Annotated in this window: 17 protein-coding genes; 13 read left to right on the forward strand and 4 right to left on the reverse strand. The window is 58.0% G+C overall.

From position 1 onward, the window contains the following. Positions 1-7 precede the first annotated feature (7 nt). From C4Q26_RS24215 to C4Q26_RS24240, 7 genes are all read left to right on the forward strand, one after another. Positions 8-1,483: a cytosine permease gene (locus C4Q26_RS24215; RefSeq protein ID WP_104883753.1), complete on the forward strand. Its 1,476-nt coding sequence runs from the start codon at positions 8-10 to the stop codon at positions 1,481-1,483. A gap of 189 nt (positions 1,484-1,672) precedes the next feature. Beyond that, a complete protein-coding gene (locus C4Q26_RS24220; protein WP_158664916.1) occupies positions 1,673-2,344 on the forward strand; it encodes a TetR/AcrR family transcriptional regulator in 672 nt (223 codons plus the stop codon). A gap of 103 nt (positions 2,345-2,447) precedes the next feature. Beyond that, the gene (locus tag C4Q26_RS24225) at positions 2,448-3,476 is read left to right on the forward strand and encodes an AraC family transcriptional regulator (protein ID WP_104883755.1); all 1,029 of its coding nucleotides are present in this window, start codon (positions 2,448-2,450) and stop codon (positions 3,474-3,476) included. Between the two features lie 148 nt (positions 3,477-3,624). After that, positions 3,625-4,929, forward strand: coding sequence for an alginate export family protein (locus tag C4Q26_RS24230; protein WP_104883756.1), 1,305 nt, complete (start codon positions 3,625-3,627; stop codon positions 4,927-4,929). Between the two features lie 139 nt (positions 4,930-5,068). After that, positions 5,069-5,410, forward strand: coding sequence for a phytanoyl-CoA dioxygenase family protein (locus tag C4Q26_RS28475; RefSeq protein WP_256583318.1), 342 nt, complete (start codon positions 5,069-5,071; stop codon positions 5,408-5,410). Positions 5,411-5,422: 12 nt separating this feature from the next. Further along, the gene (locus C4Q26_RS28480; RefSeq protein WP_256583319.1) at positions 5,423-5,968 is read left to right on the forward strand and encodes a phytanoyl-CoA dioxygenase family protein; all 546 of its coding nucleotides are present in this window, start codon (positions 5,423-5,425) and stop codon (positions 5,966-5,968) included. Positions 5,969-6,525: 557 nt separating this feature from the next. Beyond that, the gene (locus C4Q26_RS24240; RefSeq protein WP_104883757.1) at positions 6,526-8,178 is read left to right on the forward strand and encodes a methyl-accepting chemotaxis protein; all 1,653 of its coding nucleotides are present in this window, start codon (positions 6,526-6,528) and stop codon (positions 8,176-8,178) included. A 46-nt stretch (positions 8,179-8,224) separates the two neighbouring features. Here the strand turns inward: C4Q26_RS24240 and folE are convergent, their stop codons facing one another. After that, the gene (gene folE, locus C4Q26_RS24245; protein WP_104883758.1) at positions 8,225-8,782 is read right to left on the reverse strand and encodes a GTP cyclohydrolase I FolE; all 558 of its coding nucleotides are present in this window, start codon (positions 8,780-8,782) and stop codon (positions 8,225-8,227) included. 12 nt (positions 8,783-8,794) lie between these two features. After that, positions 8,795-12,358 (reverse strand): indolepyruvate ferredoxin oxidoreductase family protein, encoded by a 3,564-nt coding sequence (locus C4Q26_RS24250; protein WP_104883759.1) that lies wholly within the window; start codon positions 12,356-12,358, stop codon positions 8,795-8,797. A gap of 279 nt (positions 12,359-12,637) precedes the next feature. On the opposite strand from C4Q26_RS24250, the gene C4Q26_RS24255 reads away from it, so the two are divergent. The 5 genes from C4Q26_RS24255 (at position 12,638) to C4Q26_RS24275 (ending at position 17,705) form a co-directional block, all read left to right on the forward strand. After that, complete coding sequence (locus tag C4Q26_RS24255; protein WP_104883760.1) at positions 12,638-13,564, forward strand: zinc-binding dehydrogenase; 927 nt, start codon at positions 12,638-12,640, stop codon at positions 13,562-13,564. 54 nt (positions 13,565-13,618) lie between these two features. Continuing rightward, positions 13,619-14,530 carry a LysR family transcriptional regulator gene (locus C4Q26_RS24260; protein WP_104883761.1) on the forward strand — a complete coding sequence of 304 codons (912 nt, stop codon included), beginning with the start codon at positions 13,619-13,621 and terminating at the stop codon, positions 14,528-14,530. Between the two features lie 153 nt (positions 14,531-14,683). After that, positions 14,684-15,721, forward strand: a complete 1,038-nt coding sequence (locus C4Q26_RS24265) for an amidohydrolase family protein (RefSeq protein WP_075045774.1) — start codon at positions 14,684-14,686, stop codon at positions 15,719-15,721. Further along, complete coding sequence (locus C4Q26_RS24270; RefSeq protein WP_104883762.1) at positions 15,718-16,917, forward strand: phosphotransferase family protein; 1,200 nt, start codon at positions 15,718-15,720, stop codon at positions 16,915-16,917. The genes C4Q26_RS24265 and C4Q26_RS24270 overlap by 4 nt, the downstream gene beginning before the upstream one ends. A gap of 2 nt (positions 16,918-16,919) precedes the next feature. Next, positions 16,920-17,705, forward strand: a complete 786-nt coding sequence (locus C4Q26_RS24275) for a tyrosine-protein phosphatase (protein WP_104883763.1) — start codon at positions 16,920-16,922, stop codon at positions 17,703-17,705. Here C4Q26_RS24275 and C4Q26_RS24280 read toward each other — a convergent pair. Together C4Q26_RS24280 and C4Q26_RS24285 are read right to left on the reverse strand one after the other, a co-directional pair. Continuing rightward, positions 17,702-18,586 carry a DMT family transporter gene (locus tag C4Q26_RS24280; protein WP_104883764.1) on the reverse strand — a complete coding sequence of 295 codons (885 nt, stop codon included), beginning with the start codon at positions 18,584-18,586 and terminating at the stop codon, positions 17,702-17,704. The genes C4Q26_RS24275 and C4Q26_RS24280 overlap by 4 nt on opposite strands. A 10-nt stretch (positions 18,587-18,596) precedes the next feature. Continuing rightward, positions 18,597-19,442 carry an SDR family oxidoreductase gene (locus tag C4Q26_RS24285; protein ID WP_104883765.1) on the reverse strand — a complete coding sequence of 282 codons (846 nt, stop codon included), beginning with the start codon at positions 19,440-19,442 and terminating at the stop codon, positions 18,597-18,599. Between the two features lie 407 nt (positions 19,443-19,849). On the opposite strand from C4Q26_RS24285, the gene C4Q26_RS24290 reads away from it, so the two are divergent. After that, complete coding sequence (locus C4Q26_RS24290) at positions 19,850-21,505, forward strand: DUF1302 domain-containing protein (protein ID WP_046785894.1); 1,656 nt, start codon at positions 19,850-19,852, stop codon at positions 21,503-21,505. Positions 21,506-21,531: the final 26 nt, after the last annotated feature.

Below are 21,531 nucleotides of genomic sequence, written 5' to 3' on the forward strand. Positions count from 1 at the left end.
GTTTGCCATGAGTAATGCAGGTGAAGACGTAAGTGGGCTCATCTCTCGGGAAACCCTGGCAGGGCGTTTGCCAGTGCCGGGTTCTGCGCGGTTATACAACGGATTCGGCACCTTGTTGGGGGCGGCCATTGCGATCGGCGCGGCTAGTTTTAACTACTTGTTCGGTGCATCGATTGCCTACATTGGCAGCACGTCCATCGGTATCCTCGGCTATGTGATCGGTCTGATGATGACACTGGCGCCCATGTACCTGGCGTCGGGGATGTTGAGTTATCGTCATGGTGTCGACCCGGTGGATGCGGCCAAGAGCGTATTGGGCACTCGCGGCTCGTCATTGTTGCTGGTGATGATCCTGATAACTACGTTGGGCTGGTCGTTTGTACTGATCGCCATGACCGGGCAGGCTGCAGGGCGCTTGCAGCAGGTGCTGTTCAACCCTGGCGGCGGCATCGACAATACCTTCGTGGCCGGTGTCTCGATTGCCATGCTGGCGCTGATCTGGCTGTTGCTTAGGAAAGGCCCTGCCATGATCGCCATGCTGACGCGCTTCACGTCACCTGCGATTCTGATCATTGCGGCCGTCTTGTTATACCTCGTGACCCGGGATGTCAGTTTTTCAACGTTACTGCATACCAATGTTGATCCGAAGCTGGCCTACACCACCGATCCATTGTTGCAACTGGCCTACGGCGTAGAGTTTGGTGCCTCCAATGCACTGACGATTGTGCCGTTCTTTGGCGGCATGGCACGTTTGATCCACAAGCGTAAACACCTGGTCACGCCTTGCCTGCTGGGGGCCGGGTTGATTGGTGCGGGCTTCACGACGGCTGTAGGTGCGTTGGCCGCCGTGGCCACAGGCTCCACTGAGCCTGCCGAGTGGGTGGTCAAGACGGCCGGTAATGGTCTGGGTACGTTGATCGTGACGATCCTGCTACTGGCGAACCTGGGCACCTTGATCAGCTTCTTTTACCTGGCTGGGGTTTCAGTCCAGCAGATCAGGTTTTTTGCCAAGTTACGCTGGGACATCATCATCGCGCTGCTGTTGCTTCCAGGCATCGTCGTGGCTTTTGAAACGGAATGGCTGATCGCTCATGTGATGAATTGGCTGGCCTACAACGGGGCGATGTTTGTCGGTATTGCTGCGATCCTGCTCACCGATTACCTGTTGCTGCGTCGCCAGAAAGTCCTGCCGGCCCATCTGTTCGTCAAGACCCGTGAAAGCGCCTACTGGTTTTGGGGTGGGGTGAACTGGGTGGCGATGGGGACCATCGCACTCGGGATATGGACCTATCTGTCGCTGTTCAACCCGATGACATTGGCAGTAGGCGGTTCGTTCCGCTATATCGGCGCAGCCATGCCTTCTTTTGCACTGTGCCTCGTGACGTATTATGTGGCTATGCGCCTGGTGATCGCCTTGAGTGACAAAGGCGGTTATCGTAACGTTGATCAGTTGGCACTGAAGAAGGTCAGTGTGGGCTTGTAGCCCAGCCTTGTAGAACAAGGCCCTGGCTCCCCGCCGGGGCCTTTTGTTTTATGGTGAAGGTCATATGATCTTAAAATAAGGTCGCTTGACCTAAGTCAGGTGTCCTACTTACAATTTGGCTATGTTGGGTAGGACGCCCGGCGCATCTAGGTCCGTGATGTTGCATCGCGGTCTTGCCTGCAGGCATTAGTGAAAGACACGCTTTTGGAGCATTACGCGATGTTGAGTGAAACCACACGGAGCGAGACTTTGTTCGACAGAGCGGCCAGCCCCCGTGAAAAAAAACGCGTGCAGCGTATCGAGGACATCATCGAGACCGCCGCCAAGCTGTTCGTGCGTGATGGTTACGCTCAGTTTTCCTCGCGTCGCGTTGCCAATGAGTTGGGTATCAGCCTCAGCAACCTGCAGCACTACTGCGGGACCACCGAAAACCTGTTGCTTTCAATGATCAGGGCAAAAATAGAGGTGTTTGTCACCCGTTTTCACGACATTGCCAATCAGACGTCGCTGACGCCAGAGCAGCGCTTTATCAAAATCATCGATGAAGACATGGTCACGACACTGGACCCCTGGATCGCGTCGTTTTCATTCCAGACGTGGGCGCTGGCCGAACATGACAAGGACGTCAATGAACACCTCAAGCATATATACGGCGAGTTCTGCCGCATCCTGGCCAGCCTGATCAGAGATGTGAACCCTGCGGTGACCCACAGTAAGGCTGATGTCTACGCGACGCTGATCGCTTCGCAAATCGAAGGGTTGTTGCTGTACAACAAGCAGATCGCTGCCGACCAGCAGCACTGGGACGATACACTCGAAACGATGCGCACGATGTGGCTCAACATGATTCGCGTTGGCTGAGTCTTTAGGCCTCTGCGCCCCGTTTTCTGGTCGCTGCGCACCTGTTTCTGATTTCTGACCTGCGTTTATTCTCCCTGCTGAATCAGCATGGGAAGTGAGCATTATGGGAGGAACTCTTGAAGACATCGATCGGCTCGCCACCTTGCATTTCATTGCAATGGTCGACTCGCTGATGATTGAGGCGGGTCATACCACCCAGAGGTTGCTACAGGGCACGGATCTTGAGGTCGAGGAGTTGCAGGCGGGCCTGCGGCTGATAACACCCTCTCAGGAATACACTATCTTGCGCAATGCCCTTGCCTTGTCAGGCAATGCGCATCTTGGCCTGGAGCTGGGCAGTCGGTGTCGATTGGCGGCCTATGGCATCTTCGGTTTCACTCTGCTTTCCAGTAGTGACTTGCGATCAGCATTGGGTTTGCTGTTCGAGTTCCCGTTGCCGCTGGGGACAGGCTTCCAATTGGCCTTGAAGCAAGAGTGTGGTGTGGCAACCCTGAGCGTTACCGACACCTTCGAGGTGGAGGATGAGTTGCGCGGGTTGGCGATCGAGTTTTGCCTGACGGCAGTGCAAAGTCTGATGGCTGATTTACTTTACCAGCCGTTGCCGGTGTTGAGCGTCAATATCAGCTTTCCCGAATTGGCCGATGCGCAGACCTATGAGCGTTACTTCGCCTGCCCGGTGTCGTTCGATTCCTCGCGTCCCAACAGCTTGTCTTTCGATGCCCGCTGGCTCGACCAGCCATTGCCGTGTGCGCATTCTGTTTCCCATGACCAGATGAAGAGGCATTGTTCAGAGCTCAAATCCCACCTGGAAAGCCCTCGTGATTTTCTTGCCAATGTGAGATCCGCTATTGCCACGCAGTTCGAGCCGGCGCCCACTCTGAACAACATTGCCGTGAGCATGGCCTGTTCAAGCAAAACCCTACAGCGTCATTTACGTGCCGCAGGCACCAGTTTTAATGAGCTGCTGGGTGAAGTGCGCTATCAACGCGCTCAAGAGCTGTTGATACGGCAAGTGCCTATTGCACGCATTGCCGAGCACCTGGGCTTCAGCGAGGCTGCTGCTTTCAGGAGGGCTTTTCAGCGCTGGAGCGGGTGCACGCCTTCGCAATATCGCTCGAAGGTCAGGCACTGAAAAAGGTGCGGGTGTTCTCGGTGGCAAGTGTCCCCTAAGATCCCCTTTTTTGACCCGTTTACGCCTTTAGCCCAACCCCCTCAAACCAGACAATCAATAGCAAGTCGCCATGATTGGCATCACGCAGTGATCGGGAAGAGGGGTAGTTATGAAAGTGTTGGTTCGCAGTGTGGCGGCAGGTGTCGGAGTGCTTTATGCGGGCTCGGGGTTCGCTCTCGACAGCTTTCAAATCGGGGATGTGTTGGTCGAACCCTCGGTGACGGTGGGCGCGGCGTACCTCTATCACAAGAATCAGGCGTTTGGCGGCCGCACCAGCGGTATTGGGCTTGAGGTGGACCGTACCTCCAGCCGTGTTGAAGGCTTTGTTTTGCCCGATGTAAAAGTCACCGGGCCGCAAACCGCGTTCGGGACGGTATTTGGTGGCGTTTCGGCGGTCGGTGCAATGACGCGAGGCGACAGTGACGCTGGTGGATTTACCCATGACGACCCGGAGTCCGTTGGGTTGGAAACGGCCTTTGTCGGCTGGAAAAGTGCGGATTTGTTCCCCTCGCTAGGCAAGGATGCGCTGACGCTGAGCGGCGGTCGTCAGAACTTCATGATCGACAACGGTTTTCTGATCGGTGATGGCCATGCTGACCAAGGCAAGGACGCAGCCGCCTGGATTGGCCCACGCACCGCATTCAAAAATACCCTTATCGCCCAGTTGGATACCGGCAAGATTCATGCGGATGTGTTCGACCTGACGGCCAGCGCTGACCTTGAATACGCTGACTACAAAGAGAACCTGCGCTTGCGCGGCGGCAATTTCGAATGGCGTGACAGCTTGGGTACGCTGGGGGCCACTTATTACCACACGCTGGACGCTGACAACGCAGCACGGGATGGCGTGGATGTGTACGACGTGCGTGCCAAAGGCACGCCATTTACGGCGCTCCCGCAAGTCAGCCTGGCTGGTGAGTATGTCTGGCAGAAGGGGGGTGATGCCGACAAGTCCGCTCATGGTTGGTACGCACAAGCCAGCTATGCCTTCACCGACGTGCCATGGACGCCGACGCTGACCTATCGCCGGACTCAGTACTCCGACGACTACGACCCGATGACCTATGGCTATGGCGGTGAGTACGGCACTTGGTACCAAGGTGAGATCGTCGGTGAGTACATGCTGTTCAACAGTAACGTCAATATCGATTTACTCAAGCTGGCCTTGCAGCCACGCGAGAATATCGACTTTGGCGTTATGGGCTATCGCTTCCGTCTGGATAAAGCACCCGAGGGTGTGACCAGCCGCGATTTTGCCAACGAGTTAGATGTGTATGTGAACTGGACAGTGACACCCTCGCTGACGGTCAGTGCCGTGTATGGCATGGCATTGCCCGGCGATGCCGCCAAGCAGATCTACGGTGACAACAACCGTTCCCAACTCTTTGAAACCATTGTGACCTGGAGCTTCTGATTACCTTGAAAGGGGCGTGCGGGCATTTTCTTGAATGGCCCCATCGCTCCTTTTTTTGTCTGCTACGAACCTGTCAGCTGCGTGCACCTCACCCTACATTCCAGGCGGTTGCACACCACATTTCCAGAGGGCCTCAATCATGTCTACCGCTTCCCTTGTGACTCTGCCGGGTACTGCATCCGTTGAGCACGTCGTCGAGATCATCGAGCGCGATGGCGGCGTTATTATTGCGGACTTTATGGCCAGCGATGTGCTCAGCGAACTCAAGCAGCAGATCGACGCTGCGCTGGATACTTCGAGCTTTGGTCATGAAAACTTTTTCGTCGGCACCTCCACACGTCGCGCTAGTCGGCTGTTCGCGCGCTGTTCGCGCATGGTCGATGTCGTCCTGCATCCCTTGTACCTTGGGGCCGCACGCAAAATCCTGCAAAAGCCCGTATCGGTCTGGTTTGGCCAGCAACGCACCACGGTCACTCCGTAAATCCAGATTGGTATGACTCAAGCCATCCAAAATCATCCAGGCCAGGGCAAGCAACCGCTGCACCGCGATGACACCAGCTTCCTGTGGCGTCATCCCAACTACGGACGCGAAGCACGGCTGCAGATCATGCTGGCGATAACCGAGTTTACCGAAGCCACGGGCGCGACCAAGGTGATCCCCGGCAGCCACGAGTGGGACGATGAGCGCTGCCCTCAACCCGAAGAGGCCGTGAACGCGGAGATGGCTGCAGGTTCCGCGCTTCTGTTCATCGGTTCGACTTACCACGGCGGCGGCACTAACTCCAGCGATGCACCTCGCACGGGCCTGACCATGGGCATCGACCTGGGATGCGTACGCCAGGAAGAAAACCAGTACTTGTCCATACCCTTCGAGACGCTAAAGGGATTGCCTAGCGAAGTGCAGCGCTTGCTTGGCTGGGATGCTGGCGAGAACTTCATGGGATGGGTGGAGCAAGGCGGCAAGATGCTCAGCCCACACACGTTCCTGCAATCCGATGACGTGCTCAAGTCGCTGGGGCTGGTAGAGCAGACCCATTGAGCTGGCTAGACCAGGCTTTGACAAAGGCAACCTGCGGGTTAATGCCAGTCAGTTAAGGTTTCTACAACATTACTGGGGCTGCTTTGCAGCCCTTCGCGAGCAAGCCCGCTTCCACAGGGTTGGCGCTGAGTTCAGAAAATGCGCTATCCCTGGGAGAGCGGGCTTGCCCGCGAAGCGGCCCCAAATTGCTTAACTGACTGGCATTAACCTGCGGGTTGCGTTTTTTACACCTGACGTATTCAGCTGGTCGGTCCCAGGCCGAAAAAAGGCGCCCTAAGGCGCCTGAAGTGTCACCTGAACCGAGGGCAGAGCCAGGTGAGCGGAACAAACCAGTGGAGCGTTGGTAAGGCGCAGGGTCTGTCCCGCCTCGCGTTGAAGCGAGTGGGGCCATTTTAGGGCCTTGTAGAGCACTGAGTAGGTGGAGGTTGGCCAATTCTAGAGCCGCGGTGGCCAGTTTATCCTGTTCTCTATTAAGAATATAATATTGCATATAGAATTATGCGTGATAGCTTGCCAAGCTAGAGGCTTCCTCATAACAAGAAGAACGGTCATTGCTCATGCTCTTTGCACAGAAATTCTCCATTGGCGCCAAGCTTTTGGTCCTGCCCATCTTGTTCGTACTTGCATTATTGGTTGTCTCGGGTGTCGCCTACCACGGGCTGGCCAGGCAGCAGGCAGTGATCGAAGAAATTCAACAGTTGCGCTTCCAGCAATATAGGCAGGTCTTGGAAACCGCGACTGCTCTGCAGGCGGCGATGGTTGGCGCCTATGCCACGGGGGCACGCATTCTTGAATCCGGTGGGCAGACCGAGCTGGAGGAACTGGAATCTTACTTCGAGGATATACGGGCGAGTGTCGACGACATGCGCACTGGCCTTGGCAATGCAGCCCGTGAGACCCGCTTGGGTGACGAGGAAAAGGCACTCTATCGGGCGGTGCAGGAGCAGGCTGCTGTAGTGACCGAGGGACTGGACGATTTTCAGCGCACTGCCTTGAAAGATCAGATTCAGGCTGCTTCGTTGTTGGGACGGGTGCGCGCTGACAGCAACGGCTTGCAAGCGCAGTTCAACCGCCTGTTAGCGCTGCAGGCGCAACTGACCTCTGACGCGTTTGCCGAGGCCGAAGCTTTGCAGCGTCAGGTATCAAAGATGCTAGTAGTGATATCACTGGCCGCCAGTGCTCTGGCGTTGCTGGTCAGTCTTTTGTTACGGGGGCAGATCTTGCGTCCCATCCGGGAAATCGAGCAGGCATCGATTAGGTTGCGAGACGGTGATCTGACGCACCGAGTGCGCGTGATCGGTGGCGACGAGATCGCTCACACTGCGCAGGCGTTCAATGAGCTAATTGACAGTTTCCAGCAGGCGATGCGTCAGGTTGCCGCGGTAGCCGCCTCGGTCAGTGCATCGGCTGAGACGTTGGTAGGCGCCTCGGCGCAGGTGGCCGAGAGCTCCTCGGCACAGACCGGTGCGGTTGGGGTAGTATCGATGACCATCGAGCATATGAGCGCCAGTATTGCCGACATCTCCAATCATGCCCAGAGCCTGCGAGGTTCGGCCGAGGCTAGCTTGCGAGGCACGCAGGAGGGACATCTGGCGCTGTCGCGTCTACTCGAAAACATCGACAGCGTACGCCTGGCATTCTTAGCCATTCGCGGCTCGGTAGGTGCTTTTGTCGAAAGCACCTCGGCGATTACCGCCAGTATCACCCAGGTCAAGGATCTCTCTGCGCAAACCAACTTGCTGGCGCTCAATGCGGCGATCGAAGCGGCGCGGGCAGGTGAAAGTGGGCGCGGTTTCAGTGTGGTAGCAGATGCAGTGCGTCAGTTAGCGCAACGCTCGGCCCAAGCGGCCAATTCAATCAATGAGTTGACAGTTAACCTTGAAGGCCAGTCCGAGGCGGTTGGCGACGCTCTGCGTGCAGGCACTGTGGCGCTGGATGACAGTGGCAGGCTACTGAGTGAACTGGAGAGCACCTTGCAGCAAGCTGCGGACCTAGTTGGGGACTCGACTAGAGGTGTAGACCAGATCGCTGATGCGGTGAGTGTGCAAAGCGAGGGCGGGCGGGGGATCGCGGAGCACATCGAGCACATCGCCCGCATGGCTGGGGAGGGCGATGCGATTACACATCAAGTGTCCGGAGCGGTAGTATCACTCCGTGAGCTTTCGGATGAACTGAGCCTGGCAGTGAGTCGCTTCCGCTTCGAAATCTGATTTTGTGAGGAGCGGCATGCGCCGCTCCCCACAAAATCAGTCAGAGCTAACGGCTACGAATCAGTTGTAGGAACTCTTGGCGAGTGTTGTACGAGTCGCGCATGCATCCGAGCATGACCGAAGTGCTCATTACCGAGTTCTGCTTTTCCACACCACGCATCATCATGCACATATGTTTCGCCTCGATCACCACCGCCACACCGGCGGCATGGGTGACTTCGGCGATCGCTTCGGCAACCTGGCGGGTCAGGTTTTCCTGAATCTGCAGTCTGCGAGCAAACATATCGACGATACGCGCCACCTTCGACAGCCCCAGCACTTTGCCTGTGGGGATATAGGCAACGTGCGCCTTGCCAATGAACGGCAACAGGTGGTGCTCGCACAACGAATACAATTCGATATCACGGACGATGACCATCTCGTCGTTGTCCGAGTCGAACAGTGCGCCGTTGACTATCTGCTCAAGGCTTTGCTGATAGCCATGGCACAGGTACTGCATGGCTTTCGCCGCGCGCGTTGGCGTGTCCAACAAGCCCTCGCGATGCGGGTTTTCGCCGATGCCCTGCAGAATTTCGCGGTAGTTTCGGGTCAGTTCCTCGTTCATGATTGTCCCTGTTTAGAGTTGAATGATGGAAATCTTGTCGATGGCTTGGCTGGCGTCATGAAACTGTGCAGTCGAGCCATTACGCCATTGCTCCAGTAGCTGCGCTTGACGCTGGTGAGCATGATGTAGAAAGCGCTCTTTTACTGGCCCGTAACCGCGCACGCTGTTTGGCAGCTCCAGCAGCTCACGGGCCAGTTGCAGGTTGTCGCTGCGCAGGCCCGCCAGCACTTCATCCAGAATACTTTCATAGTTACGCAACCAGTCGCGCTCAACCTTGCGCTCATGGGTATGGCCGAACGGGTCGAGCCAGGTGTTGCGTAGGCTCTTGAGTTTGGCCAGCAGCTTGAAGCCTTGCAGCATCCAGGGCCCGTAGCTGCGTTTTTTGGGCTCTTTGCTAATGCGGTTGTCGTTGAGCAGCGGCGGTGCCAAGTGGAAACGCAGGCGGTAGTTGCCTTCGAACATTGACTGGATGTTTGTCAGAAAGTCGCCGTTGCTGAACAGTCGGGCTACCTCATATTCATCTTTGATCGCCAGGACCTTGAAGTAGTGGCGGGCAACGCTTTTGGACAGCTCGTCCGGCTGGCCCAGCAGCCGAGTTTCGGCCTCCATGAACTGCTCCACGCGTTGCCGGTAACGTTGGGCATAGGCGTTATTCTGATATTGCGTCAGGACGCCCATGCGCCGCTTAACCATTTCTTCCAGGTTTTGCGAAAGTATGCGGTCGGCGCTTTGCTTTTTGCCGGCTTCGACAATGCGCAGTACCCGTGGCAAATCGTGGGCACTGCGTCGGCCCCAGGCGAAGGCTGCCAGGTTGAAGGCTACCGCGGTGCCATTCAACTCGATGGCTTGTTCCAGCGCCTCTTCGCCGACCGGCAACCAGCCTTTCTGGTAGGCATAGCCCAGCATGAAGGTATTTGTAGCGATTGAATCGCCCATCAGCGTCGTGGCAATTCTGCTTGCGTCGACAAAGTCCGCCCGCGCTGGGCCAACGGTTTCGGCTATTTGCGCTGACATGCCTTGGGTATGGAATTGCGGGTCAGGGTGGCTGGCCAGATCACCGCTTTGCGCCTGCAGAGCAAAGGTACGCACGAACGCACTGGTAATGCTTTGCTCGCTGTTGACCAGGGCGTGCGTCACACCTTGGCGCAACTTGGATAACGTTTCGGTGTTGGCACTGACAACCAGATCGCAGCCCAACAACAAGGCTGCTTCACCTTCGGCGATCCGCGGGGCGAACAACTGATCCTGGCGGGCAGCGATGCGAATGTGTGACCAGACGGCGCCGCCTTTTTGTGCCATGCCAGCCATGTCGAGGTTGAGCGTACCCTTACCCTCGATAAACGCCGCCATGCCCAGTAAGGCACCGATGGTTACTACACCTGTGCCGCCCACACCAGTCACCAGGATGCTGTATGGCTCTTCGAGGGCGACGACCGAAGGAGCGGGCAGGTCCCATTCATCGTCGGCCTTGGCTGCCAGGGCCTGTGGCTTGCGCAGCGTTCCGCCTTCGACGGTGACAAAGCTTGGGCAAAAGCCGTTGAGGCAAGTGAAGTCCTTGTTGCACGAAGATTGGTCGATCTCGCGCTTGCGGCCGTACTCTGTGTCCACCGCCACCACCGACATGCAGTTGGACTTGCTGCTGCAGTCGCCACAGCCTTCACATACCGCTTCGTTGATCACCACTCGACGTGCTGGGTCGGGGAACTTACCGCGCTTGCGACGCCTGCGCTTCTCCGCTGCGCAGGTCTGGTCATAGATGATTGCCGACACTCCCTGGAACTGGCGCAATTGCTCCTGGACCTCGTCCATCTTGTCGCGGCGTACTACCGGTACACCTTGGGCCAGATCAGGAATGCCTTTGTACTTCTCGACATCGTCACTGACCACCACCAGGCGCTGAACGCCTTCTGCAGCCAGTTGGCGGCTGATTTGTGCCACGCTCAGGTTGCCGTCCACCGGCTGCCCGCCTGTCATGGCCACGGCATCGTTGTAGAGAATTTTGTAGGTGATCTGCGCCTTTGCCGCGATGGCGGCACGAATGGCGAGAATGCCGGAGTGGAAGTAGGTACCGTCACCCAGGTTGGCAAAGACATGTTGGGTGGTGGTAAAGGGCGCTTGGCCGATCCAGGCTACTCCTTCGCCACCCATTTGGCTGAAGGTTTGGGTTTGCGGGTAGATCCAGGCGGCCATGTAGTGGCAGCCGATACCGGCCAGCGCGCGGCTACCTTTCGGCACCTTGGTCGAGGTATTGTGCGGACAGCCAGAGCAGTAGTGCGGCACGCGCTCCATCAGGTTGCTGAACTGGCCTTTGCAGGCCAGTTGTGCCTCCAATAGGGCTAGGCGCATTTGAAGCGAACCGCCTGGGTGTAGACGCAGGATTCGCTTGGCCAGGGCGCGTGCGATCATCGCCGGCGTCAGGTCATTGATAGCCGGCAGCAGCCAATCGGTGTGCGGCAGGCTCCATTCACCCTTGTCGTCGAACTTGCCAACGATGCGCGGACGTACGTCTTCACGCCAGTTGTAGAGCTCTTCCTTGAGTTGGTACTCGATCATGTGGCGCTTTTCTTCCACCACCACAATCTCCTCCAGGCCTTCGGCGAACTGGCGTACACCTTCAGCTTCCAGCGGCCAGACCATGCCGACCTTGTACAGGCGTAGACCGATTTTCTGCGCCTGGGGCTCGTCGATCCCGAGGATGTTCAGGGCCTGGCACACGTCGAGATAGGACTTTCCAGAAGTGACAATGCCAATTCGGGCATTCGGCGAATCCATGACGATGCGATCGATGCGGTTGGCACGGGCATACGCCAGGGCGGCATACAGCTTATGCTCCAGCAGGCGCTGTTCTTGGGCCAGGGGTGGGTCGGGCCAGCGGATGTTCAGACCGCCTTCGGGCAACGCTATGGTCGGGATTACAGGTTGTACGCGGTGAATGTCGATATCGACGACCGCCGCGCTTTCAACCGTGTCGGCCACAGCCTTGAGGGCGACCCAGCAGCCTGAGTAGCGCGACATGGCCCAACCATGCATGCCGTAGTCGAGGTATTCCTGTACGCCGGAGGGCGCCAACACCGGCATCATCACTGCCTTGAAAATGTGCTCGGTCTGGTGGGGAAGGGAAGAGGAGCGGGCGCCATGGTCATCGCCTGCGATGGCTAATACACCGCCAAATTTTGATGTGCCAGATGCGTTCGCGTGGCGGAAAACATCACCGCAACGGTCCACGCCGGGGCCCTTGCCGTACCACATGCCGAAGACGCCATCATACATGGCACCTTCGAACAAATTGACCTGCTGCGTACCCCAGATCGAGGTGGCGGCAAGGTCTTCGTTCATACCAGGGTGGAACACTGTGTGGTGTGCTTTGAGGTAGTCACGTGCTTTCCATAGGGCCTGGTCGAAGCCGCCTAGCGGCGAGCCGCGATAGCCGGAAATGAACCCGGCGGTATTCAGACCGTTGGCCCGATCGCGTAGCCGCTGCATCAGGGGCAGGCGCACCAGCGCCTGAATCCCCGTGAGCAGTACATGTCCACTGTGTTGTACGTACTTGTCTTCCAGAGAAACCGGGGTACTCATGTTTATCCTCCAGGCGTTGTTCTTGTATGGCTGCACCGGTAAAGGGCGATGCCTTGTCGAGGCCGACTCTAGAAAGCAGGGGAGCGATCGTAAAATCACGAAAACAGCGGTGAGGTATTGGTGTTTCAAATACCTGCATGGGTCGGCATTGGCGGTGCTGTGCAGCTCAAGCCGGGGCTGTCGGGCTTGGATACTAATTAAATATAGACAAATAATCAAAAAATGTTCAATTATCGATCATGAAGACGCTTGAAAACAAAACAGACAAGGGAGAAAGCCATGCGTGCAGCCATCATTTCCGAACGCAATGCCTTGCCACAGGTACGTGAGTTCAATGAGCCGCAAGCGCAAGACGGTGCGGTACTGATCGACGTGGACACGGCCGGCCTCGGGGGGTGGGATGTACTCGGGGCCTATCGCCTGGGTGTCGAATACCCTTGTGTCATCCGTGGTGAGGGCGTGGGACGAGCGCCGGATGGGCGGCGAGTATATTTCGGTGAGCGTTCGGTGCTGCCCTACGGTGCCTGGGCCGAGCGCACTTTGGTGCCGCAAGCCGAAGTGTGGAATGTGCCGGACGACGTGGACGACAAAACCGCGATCAGCATGGGTATCGCCGCTACCGGGGCCATCGTGCCGCTGGAAAAGGCTGAGATCCAGAAGGGCGAAAAGGTCTTGATCCTCGGCGCCACCGGCACCTTGGGACAGATTGCCCTGCAGCTTGCGCGTGGCATGGGTGCTGGCAAGGTCGTTGGTGCCGCGCGTTCACAGGAGGCACTTGGCCGCCTGAAGTCGCGCGGAATCGCCGACGAGGTCGTTACCTTGGGCGGCAGCGATGATGTTGACGCACTTAAGGAGGCGGCGGCCGGTGGCTTCGATGTGGTACTCGACCTGGTGTGCGGACAACCCTTGCTGACGTCCCTGAAGGCCACCAATTGGGGCGCACGCATTATGACCATTGGCACTGGTGCTGGCCGCCAGCTCAACCTGGATATCGCCGACCTACTGTTTCGCAGCCTGTCGTGCATCGGGACCGGCCAGCGTCCCCCTACGGACCGCGAACAGATCTGGCTGCGACTGTTGAAGATCGCCAGGGAACAGCAGATACACGTGGACTACCTAGATTTCACCCTTGACCAGGCCGCAGAGGCTTGGGCTGCTCAGATAGATGGACCGCACGCCAAGATCACGGCCACGATCCGCCGCTGAAGGCCGCAGCGGCAAGCGGTTTCATTGGTTCTGGCGGCGGGCTCGGCATAGCAGATGATCAAGGGCAAAGACGTTTCCATGCGCCAGCTTCGGTACTTCGTGGCGGCGGCTGATACGGGTCAATTCTCCCAGGCGGCTCTCAAGGTGCACGTGTCACAGTCGGCCATTACCGCCGCGGTGCAGCATCTGGAAGAGACTATGGGCGTTAGCCTGTTCGACCGCTTGCCCTATGGCGTGACACTGACGGCCGAAGGCAATAAGTTTGCCCAACATGCGCGGCATATCCTCGATACGCTGCAGGACGCCCTGAGCGAGCCGCTGTTCCTCAGCCACTCGACACGGGGAAGCGTGCGTGTGGGGGCTTCCTACACGGTGCTGGGCTACTTCCTGCCAGCGCTGCTTGCACGATTCAAGCGCAGCTATCCGCAGGTGGAGATCGAACTCGTCGACATAGATCGCCACAGCATCGAGCAGGCCGTTAACAATGGCGATCTCGACCTTGGCCTGGTGATCGTGTCCAACACCCCCAGCCTGCATGTTTTCTCCCACCAGGTGTTGATTCGATCCCGCCGGCAACTCTGGTTGGCCAACCAGCACCCCTTAATGACTGCCTCCTCAATCAATCTCGAAGACGTGGCGCAGCACGCCTACATCCTTGCCACCGTGGACGAAGGTGACAGCTCGACGTTTCGCTACTGGGCGTCTCGTGGGTTGGCTCCCAACGTGGCTTTTCGTACTTCTTCCATGGAGGCGCTGCGCGGCCTGGTCGGCCATGGCTTTGGCGTCACTATTCTTTCCGACATGCTTTACCGACCCTGGTCTCTGGAGGGTAAGAGGATCGAGGCTCGGCCATTGGCGGATGTCATTCCGCCCATGGAACTGGGGCTGATCTGGCGACCCGACAAGCACTTATCGATATCGGTCCAGGCATTTCGACAGTTCCTGATCATGGCGTGTACGTCGTGAAACCTTGCTGGCCTAGCGCTGTTCCTCAGGCTGCTATGCGCAAAATAAATATAAATGAACAAAAGCAAGATAAATGTCTATATTTGCATTGGTTCCGAAAGTGCCGAGCGGTGACCGTTCGGCCTGCTGGCCGATTAAAACAAGGAGAATGCCATGCTGATCGATGTACACGCCCACCTGCTGACAGAGGGTATGCTCAACCGCCACGAATTCTGGGGCCCCTTCATGAAGGTGCAGGGGTTGACTGTTGGCCATTTTTCCCTCGGCACCAAGCAGCCGGCCAAAGCCACGAGCGACGCTGAGGCGCAAGTCAACCTATTGGCGCGCATGACCCACGCCAGTCGTCGCAAGCTGATGGCCGAGCGGGGTGTCGACAAGCTGGTGGTCTCCACGCCTTCGCATTGCTTCATGTATTGGGCTGGTGATTTTGCCAACGAGTACGCGCGTATCTGCAACGACGAGATGTCAGCGTTCTGCCGCGCCGACCCTGACCATTTCGACTTCTGGTGCCATGCTAATCTGGCCGACCCACGCAACGCCGCCAAGGAAATCGAGCGAGCGGTAACCCAATTGGGGGCCAAGGGTGTATGCGTAGGCGGTGCCAACTTCAACGGATTGCAAGCTCATGACGAGCAGTTGTTCCCAGTGTGGGAGAAGCTCACACAGCTGGATGTACCGATCATGGTGCATGGCTTCAACCAGTCGATCTACTGGGGCGAGAAACACACTGATGACAAGTTCGAAACGACCTCCATCGTGGGTGATTGCGTCGATGAGACCTTGTTTTTCTGGTACCTGATCTGTGGTGGAGCACTGGATGTCTTTCCAACCCTGAAGACCTATATCACCCATGCGGGGGGCATGGCGATCTTCCAGCTGGGCCGACTCAGCGAGCTCAACCAAGCGATGGCGCCTGATACGCGCAACCAGCGGCCGCTGCTGGACTATCTGCAGAACTTTTACTTCGATCTCGACGTGCACGCACCTGGTTTGCGTCGCGGTGTCGCTGAAGTGGTGGGCGCTGAACGCTTGCTGTACGGCACAAACTTTGGTGGGGCCTATGACCACGGTGACCTGACCGCCGGGCTGGGGTTATCGGTGGAGGACCGCGAGCGGATCCGCAGCGGCAACGCAATCGAACTGCTCAAACTGAAAGTGCCGGCCCACGCTGCGCGTGCCGTGACGCCATGACGCGCAGCCTGCTGGCGATGAGTGCTGGGCGGCCTTATCCGCAACGTGTCGGGCGGCTGACGCGGCAACTCGGCGACATCAGCGCCGCCTGGCTGACGCAACTGCTGCAGCCGTGTTACCCCGGTATCGAGGTGCAGGCGTTGGCGGTGGTGGAGGTCCGCAATGGGCATACCACCAAGCTGCGCGCCAGGCTCGAGCTGAACGAGGTCGGCCAGCGTGCGGGGATACCGTCGCATGTCTGCCTGAAGTCGAACTGGTCGGAAGGCTTCGAGAGCGGCGATATCTGTGAATTGGAGGCGCGTTTCTATCATCTGGCCCGCGCGTGGTCCGGTGCGCCTTTGCCTGCCACGTATTTCACTGACTGGGACGCCGATGGCGGTGGTCGCGGCGTGGTGGTCATGGAGGATCTTGGGCTGGCGGCCGGGCAATTCGGCCACAGTACTGACCACCTGGGCGTGGATGGTGTCGCCCAGGGTCTGGAGTCTTTAGCCACGTTGCATGCCGCGAGCTGGGCCGAACCGCGTTTGCACCGCCAGGGCTGGCTTCCAGTGTCGATGGCCAACCCGGTAGACAACGATGGCCTGCTGCGTATGTACAACTACATCAAGGTCAACCTGCGCAAGGACGACTACCGGCAGCGGCTACCCCGTTGGATGTACGAGACGCCAGAGCTGTTCAGCCATGCCTTCGATGAGTTGGCTGCTTTCGAGCGGGCGCAGACGTCGCCCATCTGCTTGATCCATGGCGACTCGCACCAGGGCAACAGTTTTCAGCGTGGTGATGGGCAACGCATCTGGCTCGACTGGCAACTGGCACGCCGCGGGCGGCCGTGGCGCGATGTGGCGTACTTCATGCTCGGCGCGTTGACGATAGAAGAACGCCGCGCCGATGCGCAACGGCTGCTGCAGGTGTACCGCGAGAAGTTGATCAGTCTGGGAGCGGTTGGTGTACTCGACCAGCACGCCGCCTGGGAGCAACTGCGGCGTTGGCCGGTGTGGGGCATGCAGACATGGATGTCGAACATGGATGACTGGGGACAGTCAGGATTGCCGATGGTGGAGCGATTTTTTACCGCCGCCGAAGACTTCGACACGCTTCGCCTGCTGACACACGGACGCAAGCCACGGCGTACTCCGGTGCTGGGCGAGGGCGCTCGTCCGCTGACGCCAGCGTATGCACACCTGTTGGAGGATTGAACATGGTCAAAACGCACGTGCTGCACCTGCCAGGGTTAGATAACTTTCGCAGCCTGGCAGGCATGCGCACCCTGTGTGGTCGCCGGATCGCAGGCCATAGCCTGTTACGCTCGGACCAGTTGCATCGGCTGTCGGTCGCGAGCTGGCAGGTATTACGGTGTTTGGGCCTGAAGGTCGTGTGTGACCTGCGCAGTGCGGGCGAGCGCGAGTGTTATCCCAGTGGCTTGCCGGCTGTGGGTTTGCAACAGGTTCATCTGACTATCGAGGGGGACTTGCGAGCGGACCCAGGCATCGCCGAGATGCTGGCCGAGAATCCGGCGGTGGAGGGCGCGCAGCGCATGATGCTGGGGGTGTACCGGAGGTTGCCAGGACTGCTGGCGCGGCATATGCCGACGCTGTTCAGCCTATTTACGGTGCCAGAGCCCTCGATACTGATTCACTGCGTTGCCGGCAAGGACCGCACGGGTGTGGCAGTAGCGCTTTTGCTGCATGCGCTTGGGGTCGAACATGGACAGATCATGGCGGACTACCTGCGCTCGGCGCGGCGGTTCTGCCAGCTGGATACCCAGTGTCAGCAGGCCATGCACACTGCTGTTAGCCGCATGGTGGGCCAGCCGGTCAGCGAAGCGGCGATCAATGTGGTGCTGGATGCTCGGCCTGAGTATCTGAATGCGGCTTATGCGGTGATCGAGGCTGAATATGGCGGGTTGGAGCACTACCTGGCGCGCTTCAGCGGCATGGATCGTTGCGGCCTGGACGCGCTGCGCAACCGACTGCTGGTGGTTTAGGGCAGGGTGCTTGCGGTGACCCGTACGGGTTGCCATTGGGCCAGGGCAATCCCCAGCAGAATCAGGCCGCCGCCTACCGCGTGATACAGGTGCAATGTCTCTCCGAGAAACCCAATCGCCAAGGCTGCGGTAAAGAGAGGGACCAGATTCATCAGTACCGCGGTTTTTTCCGGGCCCAGGCGTTGCAGGCCTTGCATCCACAGGCCCGGTGCCAACGCCGAAGCGAATAGGCCAGCAAACAAAACCAGCGGCAAGCTCTGAGCGCTTAGGGCCATCGATGATGTAAGCAAAAACGGCGGTACCAGCATTAACGTGCCGCAGAGTATCTGTACATAAAGGCTTTCCCAGGTGGGCAGGGGGATTTGCCAGCGCTTCACCAGCACGCAATACAGGGCGTAGGACAGTGACGCCAGCAGCATCAGCCATTCACCCAGACCCACCCCGCGCTGCCAGAGCGATGGCAGGTGGCCCGCGGTCAGCAACCATGCCAACCCTGCGAATGAAACTGCCGTGCCTGTCAGTAACGGCAGGGTGGGGCGTGTGTTCAGCAGCGGGAAGGCTACCAGTACCGTCAGCAAGGGCATGGTCGCCAGGATCAATCCCATTGAGGTGGCACTGACCGTATGTGCAGCAAAGTAGGCCAGAGACTGATACAGCGACATGCCGAGCAATCCCAGTAGCCATAGTTTGGGCAGGTATGGCCGTATCCTCTGGCGCATTCTCCAGACCCTGGGCAGCATGACTGGTGACAACACCAGCAATGCGGTCAACCAGCGATAGAACGAAATGGCCGCGGGATCTATCACCCCCACCGACAGGCGATTGACCACGGTACTGGCAGCCCAGATCAGTGTGGCAAGCACTGGAAACAGCAGCTTCATTACGGGCGCTCTAGTGGCTGTCGGTGTTTCGAGCGGCCAGTGCCGCGGCAAAATCACGCTTGAGTGTCGGGAAGTAGGCAATCTGGCCACCCATGCCCCCGGCAATGTCTATCGAAGCCGCGCTGATGAAACTGGCGTATTCGCTGGAAAGGAACAACACCATGCCTGCAACATCTTCCGGTTTGCCATAACGGCCGATCGGCACCACCTTCATAACCATCGCATCGAACTCCTCACGGCTGACCCCGGGGCCCATCTCCTTGTAGTGGCGGTCCCACTGGCCAGTGTCGATCCAGCCCATGTTCAGGCTATTGACGAGAATATTGTCCTTGGCCAGCGACATGCCCAGCGAGCGCGAAAGCGCTACACATGATGCACGGTTGATCACCGAAGGGATCCCGTCGGGTGTCGGCACGGTGCCGGCCAGGGCATTGATCTCGATGATCCGCCCCCAGCGCTGTTGCCGCATGAACGGCACCACAGCCTGGACGAAGCGAAAATGCCCCATCTGCAACACATTGGCGTGTTCAAGGATGACTTCCGGCGTGAGGGTCTCTAGGTTGCCCCCACGCCCCTGGCCCGCGTTATTTACCAAAATGTCCACGCCTCCCCAGGTCTGCACTACCTCACCGACGAAATGTTGAACACCCTGAGTGTCCGTGACATCCACGGCTCGGGCCAGTACCGCCTGCGCATGTTCCTGCAGTTGTGCTTCCGCTTCGCGGACGGCCGCCAAGCTACGTGCGCAGATGGCCACACGGGCACCTTCCAGTGCGAAGGCACGGGCTATCGCTAGGCCTATACCGCGTGAAGCACCAGTGACAATCACGCGTTTTCCGCTCAGATCGATGTTCATGCGGGGCAAGCTCCTTGTGATTCTTGTTGGATTGACGCAGGCACGTTGCGGGTGTCTTCAGTGGCTTGTTTACCGGAAAAAAGCCGGTTGAGCAAAACATAATTGAACAGTTAGCATTTTTGTGTGCAGTATTGACCATGCTTTTCTCCATGCCCTCGGACACCGGGGGCGATCAGCGGCAACAAAAAAATCGACTGAGATTCTAAATACAGAATTGAAATCTTTATATGGAATTATTTGTTTTTCTCGGTTAATTTGAAATCAAGCCATGGGCGCGCTTCACCGGTGAAACCTGCCGACAAGCTCACCCGAGCTGCTTAGGCAGGTGAGGTAGCAGTACGTCAGCACGGCTGTAGCCAGTACTTGGCCTTATACAAACGACTGAAAATAAAAATAAAAGGTGCCGTATGAAAGACATGACCAAGCAGGGAAGGCATGTGTTTAGCCGCAGCGCGATAGCGCTGGCAGTGCTCGGCGGGATGAGTGGAGCGCACGCTGTTTCGTTTGACCTGAGCAACCCTGACTACCGCCTGCGTTGGGACAATACCGTCCGCTACAACTTGGGCGTGCGCATGGAAGACCAAGACCACCGCATCATGCGGACCCCGACCTACGACGAGTCCGACAGCAAATTCGACAAAGGCGATATCGTTACAAATCGACTCGATGTGTTGAGCGAAGTGGATTTCTCCTACCTGAACGAATGGGGGGCACGCCTGAGTGCTGCTGGCTGGTACGACAATGCCTACCGTGACACCAAGGTCCACAGCCAGGTGGGTGGCCAGACCAGCTACGAAAATGGTCACTACAGCGATGAGGTCAAGCGCTATGTCAGAGGACCTTCTGGTGAAATCCTCGATGCGTTCGTGTGGAAAAACTTTCAGGTAGGCGATACACCGCTTAACGTCAAGATCGGTCGCCATACCAACTACTGGGGCGAGGGCCTGCTGTTCGGTGCACACTCAGTTTCCTACTCTCAGGCCCCGAGCGACGGTGTAAAAGCCGCTACCAGCCCGGGTATCGAGACAAAAGAAGTATTTCTGCCCATCGGCCAGATATCTGCCAAGGCCCAGGTCACTGATCATCTTTCCATCGCCGGCCAGTACTTCTATGAGTGGGACTACACCCGTATTCCCTACGGCGGGACCTACTTCGGCGGTGCAGACTTCCTGTTCGAAGGTCCGGATCAGATGCCAGCCGGTGCTGGGGCACTCAAGCGCGCCTCCTCCAAGTATGGTCGCGACAGTAATGCCAACTGGGGCGTGATGGCCAAATACAACGTTGAGGCGATCGAATCGACCTTCGGCTTCTACTACCGCCAGTTCGACGACTATCAGCCTTGGCTCGCACCGCAGGTCAAGGCGAACCTGGGTGAGTACCGCGTCGTGTACCCCCGCGGGGTCAAGCTTGCCGGTATCAGTTTTGCTCGTGTGTTCGATTCGGTGGCCGTGGGCACGGAGCTGTCATACCGCAAGAACGGCGCATTGAACGCCACTGGTGTCAGCACGCTGGATGACGAGGGGCCGCGTGGTGACACCATCCACTTTATCGCTAACGCCGTGTATGGCATGCCACGCAACTTCATTGCCAATAACGCGACCTTGGTTGGCGAGTTTGCCTACAGTCACCTGGTCAAGGTGACCGAGCATGACGAGTTGTTCAAGTACAAGGGCAATGCCGCCTGTACGGACGCCCGTACACCCGGTGTCGCCGGCTCCGGCGACGCGTCCGATGGTTGCTCGACGCGCGACTACTACGCGGTGGCAGTCAACTACACGCCGCAATACCTGAGCATCTTCCCATCTTGGGACATGGACGTACCTCTGACCATCAACTATGGCATTCATGGTAACGCTGCCTCGGCTGGGGGCGGCAGTGAAGGTGCGATGTCCTGGTCGGCTGGTGTGAAGTTCACCTATCAGCAACAGTATGAATTCGGCCTACGTTATGCCGATACCCGCGCCCAACCCAAGAACCTGGCAAATGGCACCGTCGGCGGCAATGGCGGCGTTGGTAACACAGACCGGGGCTGGTTGGCATTCACATTCAAAACCTCCTTCTGAACAAATCCAATAAAAACGGAGACTGC

The sequence above is a fragment of the Pseudomonas sp. SWI44 genome (genome assembly GCF_002947915.1).
Taxonomy (GTDB): Bacteria; Pseudomonadota; Gammaproteobacteria; order Pseudomonadales; family Pseudomonadaceae; genus Aquipseudomonas; species Aquipseudomonas taiwanensis.